The organism is Ercella succinigenes (genome assembly GCF_900002895.1).
Map to the genome: position 1 here is coordinate 37156 of NZ_CDHP01000048.1, position 11220 is coordinate 48375.

Annotated in this window: 10 protein-coding genes; 8 read left to right on the plus strand and 2 right to left on the minus strand. The window is 36.6% G+C overall.

Going from position 1 to position 11220, the window contains the following annotated elements:
- The first annotated feature begins 122 nt into the window (after positions 1-122).
- The 6 genes from AC0KSB_RS11185 (at position 123) to AC0KSB_RS11210 (ending at position 4911) form a co-directional block, all read left to right on the plus strand.
- The gene (locus tag AC0KSB_RS11185; RefSeq protein ID WP_472309276.1) at positions 123-323 is read left to right on the plus strand and encodes a PLD nuclease N-terminal domain-containing protein; all 201 of its coding nucleotides are present in this window, start codon (positions 123-125) and stop codon (positions 321-323) included.
- Entirely contained in the window at positions 323-1237 is a 915-nt protein-coding gene (locus AC0KSB_RS11190) for an ABC transporter ATP-binding protein (RefSeq protein ID WP_472309278.1), read from the plus strand. The genes AC0KSB_RS11185 and AC0KSB_RS11190 overlap by 1 nt, the downstream gene beginning before the upstream one ends.
- Entirely contained in the window at positions 1234-2007 is a 774-nt protein-coding gene (locus AC0KSB_RS11195) for a hypothetical protein (RefSeq protein WP_472309280.1), read from the plus strand. Before AC0KSB_RS11190 ends, AC0KSB_RS11195 begins: the two co-directional genes overlap by 4 nt.
- A 332-nt stretch (positions 2008-2339) precedes the next feature.
- A complete protein-coding gene (locus tag AC0KSB_RS11200) occupies positions 2340-2822 on the plus strand; it encodes a ferritin-like domain-containing protein (protein ID WP_472309282.1) in 483 nt (160 codons plus the stop codon).
- A 164-nt stretch (positions 2823-2986) separates the two neighbouring features.
- Positions 2987-3919 (plus strand): alpha/beta hydrolase, encoded by a 933-nt coding sequence (locus AC0KSB_RS11205; protein WP_472309284.1) that lies wholly within the window; start codon positions 2987-2989, stop codon positions 3917-3919.
- Positions 3920-4005: 86 nt separating this feature from the next.
- Positions 4006-4911 carry an AraC family transcriptional regulator gene (locus tag AC0KSB_RS11210; RefSeq protein ID WP_472309286.1) on the plus strand — a complete coding sequence of 302 codons (906 nt, stop codon included), beginning with the start codon at positions 4006-4008 and terminating at the stop codon, positions 4909-4911.
- A gap of 38 nt (positions 4912-4949) precedes the next feature.
- Here AC0KSB_RS11210 and AC0KSB_RS11215 read toward each other — a convergent pair whose 3' ends face one another.
- Positions 4950-6005, minus strand: a complete 1056-nt coding sequence (locus tag AC0KSB_RS11215; protein WP_472309288.1) for a HAMP domain-containing sensor histidine kinase — start codon at positions 6003-6005, stop codon at positions 4950-4952.
- The gene (locus AC0KSB_RS11220; protein ID WP_472309290.1) at positions 5998-6675 is read right to left on the minus strand and encodes a response regulator transcription factor; all 678 of its coding nucleotides are present in this window, start codon (positions 6673-6675) and stop codon (positions 5998-6000) included. The genes AC0KSB_RS11215 and AC0KSB_RS11220 overlap by 8 nt, the downstream gene beginning before the upstream one ends.
- A 165-nt stretch (positions 6676-6840) precedes the next feature.
- On the opposite strand from AC0KSB_RS11220, the gene AC0KSB_RS11225 reads away from it, so the two are divergent.
- Positions 6841-9387 carry an ABC transporter ATP-binding protein/permease gene (locus tag AC0KSB_RS11225; RefSeq protein WP_472309292.1) on the plus strand — a complete coding sequence of 849 codons (2547 nt, stop codon included), beginning with the start codon at positions 6841-6843 and terminating at the stop codon, positions 9385-9387.
- A gap of 60 nt (positions 9388-9447) precedes the next feature.
- Positions 9448-11208 carry an ABC transporter ATP-binding protein gene (locus AC0KSB_RS11230; protein ID WP_472309294.1) on the plus strand — a complete coding sequence of 587 codons (1761 nt, stop codon included), beginning with the start codon at positions 9448-9450 and terminating at the stop codon, positions 11206-11208.
- The last annotated feature ends 12 nt before the right edge of the window (positions 11209-11220 follow it).

The following is an 11220-nucleotide window of genomic DNA, read 5'->3' on the forward strand; positions in this document are numbered from 1 at the left end:
TTTTTGTTCAATATGGCTCGGCATATGATCATGTACATGACTAGGTATATGACCCGGGTCACTTATCATATGACTCCTTGCTGTCTTAAAATGAGGTCAATAAAAGCAAGGAGGACAACCCAATGAATGAATATGTTGAAATTTTACTAGTGCTCTCACCGCTGATTGCGATACAGTTTGGACTTGCAATCTATTGCGCGGTCAAGATTTTTAGAGAAGGCGTTCAGAATTTAAACCGCTGGGCATGGCTTGCTATTTGCATATTTTTTAATCTGATCGGGCCAATAATCTTTCTGATTGTTGGAAGAAAGAAGGTATATTGATGATTACTGTAAAGAATTTACACAAAAGCTTCAAAACCTTCCATGCACTTAAAGGCATTGACCTTTATGTCAAAAAAGGTGAAATATATGGCTTTATCGGACGCAATGGTGCTGGCAAATCAACCACGATGAACATACTTACCGGTCTTTCACGGGCAAGCAGTGGTGAATGTATTGTAAATGGCAAGGATATAAGAAGTATAAAGCATCCTAGTGAACTGCATATCGGTTATTTGCCGGAAGAGCCTAGATTTTATCCATGGCTGAGTGCACGTGAAACTCTGGAATATCTCGGCAACAGTGCAGTACATTCTGTGGAGAAAACAAGAGTAGATGAAGTTCTCAGCTGGGTAGGTCTTGAAGATGCATCAAAACGACGTGTTGGTGGTTTTTCAAGGGGAATGAAACAAAGGCTTGGTATTGCGGCGGCACTTATACATGATCCTAAACTTTTGATACTGGATGAGCCTTCATCTGCACTTGATCCGCAAGGTCGCAGTGATGTAATCAGGCTTATTAAGGAATTAAAGCAAATGGGCAAAACGGTTATTTTCTCAACACATATATTAAGTGATGTGGAACGTGTGTGCGATACAGTTGGTATGATTGTTTCCGGCAAGATGCTGCTGGAAAAACCGCTCAACGAGCTTCAACAAAATGCTGCTGCATCCGTTTTTGATATCGATTTGCAGACTTCAATAGATCAGGAATTGATCAGTAAATTAAAACAGGCAGAAGTTGTTACAAATGCTACTGTGAAAAATGAAATGTTATCTGTGACTGTTAAAGACGCAGTTGAGGGTTCAAAAGAGTTGATGCGGTTTTTGTCAGGGCAGAATATTGCAGTTCATGCTCTACAGCTTCGCAGAAACGAACTTGAAGATATTTTCTTAGGGGAGGCAGGCGCAAAATGAAACAAGACATTATAAAAGAGATTCGGTTTGGATTTCGCAACAGTAGGTTTTTGATATTATTTATCGGTTTTTTATTCTTTGCAGTACTGACACCGGTTATGATGAAAGTGATACTGCCTATGATACTGCAAAACCAGTTTCCCGGTATGACAGAACAAACAATCTCGGAGATGGTGGACATGACACAAATTGGTTCTATCCGCAGCTATATGGGAGATGTGTTTGAAATTGGTACCATCATAGTTGCATTTACACTTTGCGGCCTGATGGCTCAGGAATTTAAAGACAATACTCTTGTGTTGCCTCTTTGTGCAGGTAGGCAGTTTGGTGGAATTGTAAGTGCGAAAATACTCGTCTTTGGAACAGTTCTTGTTTTATCTCCTGTACTGTCAATCATTGTGAATTATATTTATTCAGGTTTGCTTTTCGCATTCGATATTGGCATAGTACCTGTCATACGTGGTGGACTGCTGCAAGGTGTCTATATGTTATTTTTGCTCGCTTGTCTAATTATGTGGGGTACCATTATTAAGAAACCTATTGCCGCAGGCTTTGCTTCATTAGTGACTGTTTACGTACTTCATTTTGCCGGTAATGCTTTTTCCATAAGCTCCTATCTGCCATCAGGTCTGCTGGAAGAAGCACAGCAACTTGCGGTAATCCCAGCCAATTCATTGATTCAGACGCTTTGTTTGACCTTTGGCATTATCATACTGTTTACTGCTGTCACACTACTCAGACTCAAACACATGGAGTGGAATGAGAGGTAAAAGAATGAAAAAGACCTTTCTTGCCTTGACACAAATGATAAAGCTGTAGCAGAGGAAACTTTAGCATGTTTGTGGAAGGAAAAAACAATCATTTTAGCTATGAATATGTATATGAAGCTAAACTGGAAGATAAAACTCTTGGAATAATTACCTGCTACCCAACAAAAGTATTGCTTGGATTATGAATTCTTATCCAAATCAACAATTAGTTTTGAGTCCGGTATGCAGTCCATGTGTGATATTATACTGTTAGGGTTGATGGATAAACAAACGATAAATTCATGACTAAAGTACAAAAAAAGTATATTTGTTTTACGAAGGGAGTATTCTTTATGAAAACGATCGAATTTGCTATAAAAATGGAGAACGATGCGGCAGAATATTATCGTGAGCAGGCAATAGCTTTTAAAGAATATCCAATTGCTCGCGCCTTTGAGATGCTCGTTAAAGCGGAGTTAAAACATCAAGAGTTATTACAAAATTATAAAAACAAGATCAATGAGGGATCTGAATTGACCAATTTGTCTGAAAAAGACAATATATTTAGCAGTCTAGCTGATTTTAAAAATGATATTGCTCAAATTCCAATACAACTCGACGTTTATCAGAAAGCACTTGATCTGGAGGAGCAAAGTATAAAGCTGTATTCAGATTTAATGGCTAAAATAGAAGAAGATTCTGAGAGAAAATTATTTCAATTTCTTATTAATGAAGAAAAGAGGCATTATGCCCTTTTTGAAGAATTGGTTAAATTAGTGAACAGACCGGTAGATTGGGTTGAAGATGCTGAATTTGGTAATAGAGAAGAATATTGAACATAAAACTTAAAAATCCTAGATAAAGCACCTTCTGAGAAAACATTTTATCAGGAGGTGTTTTTCAAGGGAGAAAAAAAGTTTTTTGAATAAGAAAATACTAATGAATATACCTTCAACTGTAGAAGAAACTGAACTATAAGTAATATAGGGGGAATATAATCATGATCATACTATGGACAATTATTGCAATTATCACAATTTTCATGATAATCGGGAGCATTTTACATGCAACGTATTTTAATAATAAATTGGATCAAATAAATCCTTATGGTCAACTTGTTAATGTAGAAGATGGCAAAATGCATGTTTATTCAATGGGTAATGGAGATAAAACCATTGTATTACTGCCTGGTATGGGAGTAGGTCTTCCATCGGCAGATTTTGCACCTCTAATGCGGAAACTTAGTGAAAAAAACAAAGTAGTTGTCGTTGAATATTTTGGGGTAGGATTTAGTAGTCAAACAGCAAGCCCTCGGACAAGTGAAAATTATGTTGAAGAGATAAGAACTGCACTAAAAGAAGCAGGATTTAAAGCACCTTATGTTTTGATGCCGCATTCAATATCAAGTATATTTAGCGAACATTATGCGGCAAAATATCCAGAAGAAATAGAAAAAATAATATGTCTTGATGGCACCTCTACAGCATTTTATGAAAAAATGCCAAGCTTTTTCAAAGTAATACTTCCGATTATAAAATTCCAGCAAGCTACAGGTTTTCTTTCCCTTATAGCTGTTTTAACTGCAAATAAAAAACGATTAATTTCTAAGGGATACACTGAAAAAGAAATTAAAGATATGATTGCTTTTGCAGGGTTTTCAATGACTGACACTGTTTTGGAACAAATGAAGAATTCATCAGAGTTTATCAAACAGACCATGGAATTTCCATTTCCTCAAACTGTGCCATATTTTAAAATTATTTCCCGACAAACATACGAAACTCCAAATAAACAGCTAAAAATGACTCCACAGGAATATCAGCATAAACATCTTGAACGAATAGGCAGCCACGCTGAATATGAAATATTAGAAGGCAATCACTTTATTTATGCTGATAATATTGATCGGATTGCAGAGATAGCTAATAATTAATTTAGAATAATCCTCAATAAAAAGCATTCACAGACAAGCGCTAAATCTCCTTGCCATAGTATTCTGAAATAAAGGAGGTGCCTAAAATGCACGCATGGGAACAAATTCAAAAAACCATAGAATTTATTGAGGAACACTTGAACGAGGAAATAAAAATTGAAAAATTGGCAAAAATAGCCGTACTATCACCTTTTTATTATCAACGTCTTTTTAGTCGTCTGGTAAAAAAACCGGTTGCAGAATATGTTAAGCTTCGTCGTATGGCAAAAGCTGCAGATTATTTAATGCAAAAAGATAAACGTATTTTAGATGTAGCACTTGAACTTGGTTTTTCCTCTCATGAGCACTTTACTCGTACTTTTAAGGATACTTTTGGTATGACGCCAGAGGAACATCGCAAAAATCCAAAAACCATGAACCGTATGACAAAACCTGAACTTTTATTAAATTATATTTTGATAGACGAAGGTGTTCCATTGATTACAGACGGTATTGTCATCGAAATAAACAGGCAGGTGTTAATAAAGCCTATTAATTTCATCGGATTTGATAGAAAAATGCCTGTAAATCTGTTAGCTGGACTTGGAATTGAGTCAGGCGTAGATCCGCTTGATGCTTTATGGAGAACCTTCCATAATGAAAAAGAAAACATATCAGAAGTTTTCACTGATAACAAAAAGATTGGAGTATCTTATCCTTGCGAAGAAGAAGGAAAATTTTATTATTTTGCAGGTGCAGCGGTACAAGAACAAACGGTTTTGGAGGAGTTTACTAATTGGGAATTGCCGTCCGGAGATTATATTGTCTGTTCTTTTGAAGCAGAGAACTTTGAAGCTCTTGTAATGGATGCACTTTATAAGGCACAGCAGTATCTTTACGGTATATGGATACCAAAACATCAGCTTGAGGTAGAACCATTTTGTGCTGAACTCTATAAAAACCATTTGCCGGAAACTACTAATATGGAGATTTGGCTCAAAGTAGTAGAGTAATTTCTAATATTTAGATATATTCTAATAAGATAAAATTTTTACATTTGATTTTCATGCCATACAGGAATAACTATTTCAAATGTAGTTTTGTCATTATTGCTTGTGACTGATATATGACCATCATGCAGTTCAATAATCCTTTTGGCAAGGGTGAGCCCTATGCCGTTTCCTTTTGATGTGTGGGAGGTATCTCCCTGATAAAATTTATCAAAAATATGTGCAATAGTTTCAGCACTCATTTCTATGCCCCGATCGGTTATTGTTATTGCAATATCGGTCGGGGTTTGAATAATATCAATGTCTATGGAAGACTTTTCATAAGAAAATTTAATAGCATTATCAAGCATATTAGTCCATACCTGATTTAGAAGTTCCTTATTTCCATAAAAGTTGATTTCATCACAGTCAAAGTTGATTTCAAGTTGCTTTTCTGTCCATTTTTTTTGCAAAAGCACAATGACCCGTCGGATTTGTTCACTGCCGTTATATAGTGTTTTGTCAGTAGCGATTGTCTGATTTTCAATTTTTGATAAATTTAATACATTAGTAGCTAGGTCGGCAAGTCTTTCGGATTCATTGATAATTATATCCAGATATTCATTTCTTTCTTTCAAGGTTAGGTCACTGTATTTAAGAATTTTGGCAAATCCTCTCATAGATACTATGGGTGTTTTAAACTCATGAGAAAAATTATTTACGAAGTCTGCCCGCAAAATTTCAAGACTACCAAGTTCTTCTGCCATATGATTGAAACTGGCATTTAATTTTTGTATTTCATCTGGCCCTTGCAAATTAATTCTGACACTGAAATCCCCTCTGGCTAATTTATCTATTGCTGCCATAATTTTACGAAGTGGAGCAAGGGGAAAACGACTAAAAAAAACAGACAGGATTGTGCCAACAATCAAGCTTGCTATAGCAAACATAAAAAGTGGCATTTTGCCTCTAAATTCAGGAATTTCAACACCAAAGTGGCTCAGTAAAATTAATACAAGAAACAACATAAATATTGTTATAAGCATAATAATAAAGTTAAGAAAAGCGAATCTCAGAGCCATATGAAGTTTGCGGAATCTTTTAGGCCGTTTAATCACTTTTTTTCACCGCCTTATAACCAATGCCTCGAACCGCAACAATTTCAAATTCGGGATACAATTCAAACCGCTTGCGCAAGCGGTTAATATGAACATTAACAGTTGTATCTACTGTTTCAGATTCCATTCCCCATATTTCGTCCATAAGTTGAATTCGGGTAAATATCTGATCAGGATAAGATAAAAGTTTGTAGAGGAGGTAAAACTCTTTTTGTGGCAAGGTCTGGCTGTTGCCCTCACGAGTAACAGTAAGAGAATTATAATCAAGAGTGACTTGTCCGATCTGTAATTTGTGTTCACTTGCAATTTTGGCCCGGCGCAATAGTGCTTTAATGCGTAATAACATCTCTTCTTCATTAACTGGTTTTGTCATGTAATCATCAGTGCCTAAAATAAATCCTTTGCATTTGTCCTCTGGCAGCTGCTTTGCCGTAACCATAAGTATCGGTGTATTGTCTTTGCCGCTGCGGAGTAGTTCGGTAAACTCATACCCATCCATTTCTGGCATCATAATATCAAGAACAATCAGATCAACATGCTGAGTATCCATAAGATTTAATGCCTCCATTCCGTTTGTGGCATAGAAAACCTCATATCCTGCATGTTTCAATACTGCCTGCATAAGCTTAGATGTATTTTTGTCATCTTCTACCAATAATATTTGGAACATTAGGCATCGACCTCCCTACATATACTTATATTATTATGCCACGAAATTAACTCAAAATAAACTTTATTAGACTGTTCAGTTTATTTTCAGTTTTTGATTTGAGAGTAAACTCAGCTTCGTTGAAAGAGTCTTATATAAATTATTTTGCAAAAGGAGAAATCATAAATGCTTCAAATTAAAAAAATATCTAAGAAATACGTTACCGGGTCACTGGTACAGGAGGCACTTGATAATGTCAGTTTTAACCTGCGTGACAGCGAATTTGTAGCTGTTTTAGGTCAAAGTGGTTCTGGTAAAACTACGCTCATGAATATTATTGGTGGTCTTGACCACTATGATTCGGGTGATATTATCATAAACAATATTTCAACAAAGAAATATACCGATAGGGATTGGGATTCTTATCGTAATCATACTATTGGTTTTGTGTTTCAGAGTTATAATTTAATTCCTCACCAGTCAATACTGACAAATGTAGAACTGGCACTTACAATTTCAGGCGTTTCTAATAGTGAAAGGAAAAAACGTGCAAAAAAAGTTCTGGAGGATGTAGGACTTGGTGATCAGCTCCATAAAAAACCAAATCAGATGTCTGGTGGGCAAATGCAACGTGTTGCCATTGCCAGAGCCCTTGTAAATGATCCGGATATTTTGCTTGCTGATGAGCCTACCGGCGCACTTGATTCTGAAACCAGTGTGCAGGTAATGAATCTTTTACAAGAAGTTGCTAAAGACAGACTTGTTGTAATGGTAACGCATAATTCAGAACTAGCGGATCAATATGCTAATCGTATTATAAAATTGCATGATGGCAGGATCATTGATGATTCAAATCCGTATAAAGTCGATGACTCAAAAATGAAAGAAATTAAGCATAAAAATATGGGTAAAGCTTCTATGTCTTTTAGAACTGCTCTTTCATTAAGCTTTAACAATCTTCGTACCAAGAAAGGGCGTACAATTTTAACTTCATTTGCTGGTTCAATTGGCATTATAGGGATTGCACTGATTTTAGCGCTTTCTAACGGTGTTAATATTTATATCGAAAGCATACAGAGAGATACAATGACTTCATACCCTATAAGTATAGAAGCGCAATCACTTGATCTAAATAGTATGCTCGCTGCGGGACGACAGACATCAAATTCTGAAGTCAGTCATGAACTTGACGCAATATACTCAAATTCCTCAGATTTAGAACTGGCACAGAGTGCAGCTGCCAGCATAAAAGAGAATAACCTTACTGACTTTAAGAAATATCTGGATAATCCAGATAATGAAATCCACCAGTATGTTGGGGAAAATGGAATTATATACTCATATGATGTGAAATTCAATGCCTATGCCTATGATCCGGAGGGACAAATAATAAATACTGACGGTAGTGATTTTACAGGCAATAACAGTGCTTCTTCTGTAACTGAAACACAGATGTCAGCAAATGGTGGTAATCCCTTAAATAATTCAGCATCCAATGGTGGGATGATGGGCAATATGGATATGAGCGGTTCTGACTCATCAAACTTGTCAGAGATTCTTCCCGGTTCTGACGGGGATTTGATCAGCGGTGCTGTAACCGATAATTATGATATTATACATGGTGACTGGCCGCAAGCCTATGATGAAGTAATTCTGGTACTTGATCATAATAATGAAATTTCCACTTCTGCTCTTTATGAGCTTGGTTTTTTACCTTCCAGTGAATACAAGGAAATTTTAGAAAAGATAGAAAATGGAGAAGAAATAGAATACGTATCTCATCAATGGAATTATGAAGATATTTTAGAACAAAGCTATTATATGTTGTCTGTTTCTGACTTATATAAAGAAAACAGCAGTGGAGTATATGAGTATGTTGGTGATGACAATTTAGAAGTAGAAGAATTATTAGAAAACAGTGTGAAGTTAAAAGTGGTTGGTGTTGCTCGTTTGGCCGATGATGATTCATATGCTTCTATTTCTGGGAATATTGGATATACAAGAGCACTGACGGATTATCTTATTGAGCAAACAAACAGCAGTGCTGTAGTTAAAGCCCAGGAGGAAATGTCAGATATTAATGTTCTTAGCGGAACTGCTTTTGACTCTGAAAACGGCGATTCATACGATGACAACATGAGCAGTTTTGGCGTTGTTGCTCTGGACTCTCCTAATGCTATAAGTATTTATGCCGATAGCTTTGAGGATAAAGATGCAATTTCCGCCAGTATTGAGGATTACAATAGTACTGTCGGTGCAGAAAATCAAATTAGTTATACAGATCTTGTCGGCTTGCTTATATCTTCCATAACAACAATAATCAACGTTATTACGTATATACTGGTAGCTTTTGTAGCTATATCTTTAATAGTTTCATCTATAATGATAGGAATTATTACCTTTGTTTCAGTAATTGAAAGGACAAAAGAAATTGGTATACTCCGTGCCATTGGTGCTTCAAAAAGAAATATATCACAGATTTTTAATGCGGAAACTCTCATTATAGGTTTAATATCTGGGTTGTTGGGAATAGGTATAACCTTGCTGCTCCTTGTTCCGGTAAATGCGATTATTCATGTTGTTCTGGGTACTGCGGCTGTAAATGCAGCACTGCCTTTTGCCAGCGCAATAGTATTAATCTTGCTGAGTGTGATATTAAGTATAGTTGCAGGTTTGATTCCTTCTGGAAAAGCTGCCAAAAAAGATCCTGTTATTGCACTGCGCAGTGAATGAGATTTCAGATATATGGTTAAATAGTATGAGAAAATTTATTGGAAAGGTAATATATGATGCATGTTTAAAATACTTAAGCAATTAAAGCGAAGCGAGTGGATCCAGGTTATTGCTTGCTTGGGACTTATAATAATTCAAGTCTGGCTTGACCTTAAATTGCCAGATTATATGGCAGAGATCACCAGACTGGTACAGACTGAAGGCAGCACGATATCAGATATATTGACTGTTGGTGGATATATGCTGATTTGTGCCTTCGGTAGCCTGGCAACAGCTTTTATTGTAGGATTTCTGGCTGCAAGACTAGCAGCAGTGTTATCCTGCAGACTTAGAGAAAGGGTTTATGACAAAGTAGAAGCGTTTTCGATGGAAGAAATTGGGCATTTTTCAACTTCCAGTCTGATCACACGTTCTACGAATGATATAACACAGGTACAGATGATTGTTGCTATGGGACTTCAGGTTATGTTAAAAGCTCCTATTCTGGCAACATGGGCCGTTATTAAAATAGCAGGCAAAAACTGGCAATGGTCTGCTGCTACAGGCAGTGCACTCTTTTTGCTGATTATTATGGTAGTGGTGATGATAGTTTTTGCTCTGCCCAAATTTAGAATTGTACAAAAACAGACCGATAATCTAAACAGGGTGACGCGAGAAAACATTACCGGAGTTCGTGTGGTGCGTGCCTATAATGCGGAAGATTATCAGGAAAAAAAGTTTGAACAGGCAAATACTGAGCTAACGAATACCAATCTTTTTACCAATCGTATCATGGCAATCATGATGCCAGGCATGTCATTTATTATGAGCGGCTTATCACTTGCCATATACTGGATAGGAGCCTATCTGATAAATGGTGCGGGTATGATGTCAAGGCTAAATTTGTTTTCGGATATGGTAGTTTATTCATCTTATGCGATGCAGATTGTTATGGCATTTATGATGCTGGTAATGATTTTTATAATGCTGCCTCGTGCTTCCGTTTCAGCTAAACGTATTAATGAGGTGCTTGATACAAAGCCGCAAATTACAGATGGTTTGCTGAACACTAAAACATGGTCGATGGGTGAAGTAGAGTTCAAAAATGTCAGCTTCAAGTATCCGGGAGCTGCCGAGCATGTATTAAATGATATTTCATTTAAAGCTAATTCCGGAGAAACTGTTGCATTTATCGGTTCTACAGGTAGCGGGAAAAGTACCCTGATCAATTTGATTCCACGATTTTACGATGTGTCGGATGGGCAGATTTTAATTAACGGCATTGATATTCGTGATTATAAGCAAAAAGATTTGCATAATAAAATAGGCTATGTACCACAGCGTGCTGTTATTTTTTCGGGAGATGTGAATTCTAATGTAGCTTTCGGTGAAAATGGAAAACAAAAACCAGTTCAGGAAGATATAATGACTGCGGTCGAAATTGCACAGGCAAAAGATTTCATTGAAGAACTGCCTGATAAATATGGCTCCTCTGTTTCACAAGGAGGAACAAATCTTTCTGGTGGGCAGAAGCAGCGCATAGCTATCGCCAGAGCAATTTGCAGAAAGCCGGAGATATTTATATTTGACGATTCTTTTTCTGCTCTTGACTATAAAACAGACAATCAGCTGAGACAGCAATTAACAGAGCAAACATCTGGCGCGACAACATTTATTGTTGCACAGCGTATCGGTACAATTAGAAATGCTGATCAGATTGTTGTGCTGGACGAGGGTAAAGTTGCTGGCATAGGTAAGCATAACGACTTACTTAAATCCTGTAATGTTTATCGCGAAATTGCTTATTCACAGTTATCTAAGGAGGAGTTGAAAGATGAGTAGAGGACCTGGTTT

Coding starts and splice junctions, on each gene's coding strand:
- AC0KSB_RS11185 (WP_472309276.1), top strand. CDS start 123: ATGAATGAATATGTTGAAATTTTACTAGTGCTCTCACCGCTGATTGCG.
- AC0KSB_RS11190 (WP_472309278.1), top strand. CDS start 323: ATGATTACTGTAAAGAATTTACACAAAAGCTTCAAAACCTTCCATGCA.
- AC0KSB_RS11195 (WP_472309280.1), top strand. CDS start 1,234: ATGAAACAAGACATTATAAAAGAGATTCGGTTTGGATTTCGCAACAGT.
- AC0KSB_RS11200 (WP_472309282.1), top strand. CDS start 2,340: ATGAAAACGATCGAATTTGCTATAAAAATGGAGAACGATGCGGCAGAA.
- AC0KSB_RS11205 (WP_472309284.1), top strand. CDS start 2,987: ATGATCATACTATGGACAATTATTGCAATTATCACAATTTTCATGATA.
- AC0KSB_RS11210 (WP_472309286.1), top strand. CDS start 4,006: ATGCACGCATGGGAACAAATTCAAAAAACCATAGAATTTATTGAGGAA.
- AC0KSB_RS11220 (WP_472309290.1), bottom strand. CDS start 6,675: ATGTTCCAAATATTATTGGTAGAAGATGACAAAAATACATCTAAGCTT.
- AC0KSB_RS11225 (WP_472309292.1), top strand. CDS start 6,841: ATGCTTCAAATTAAAAAAATATCTAAGAAATACGTTACCGGGTCACTG.
- AC0KSB_RS11230 (WP_472309294.1), top strand. CDS start 9,448: ATGTTTAAAATACTTAAGCAATTAAAGCGAAGCGAGTGGATCCAGGTT.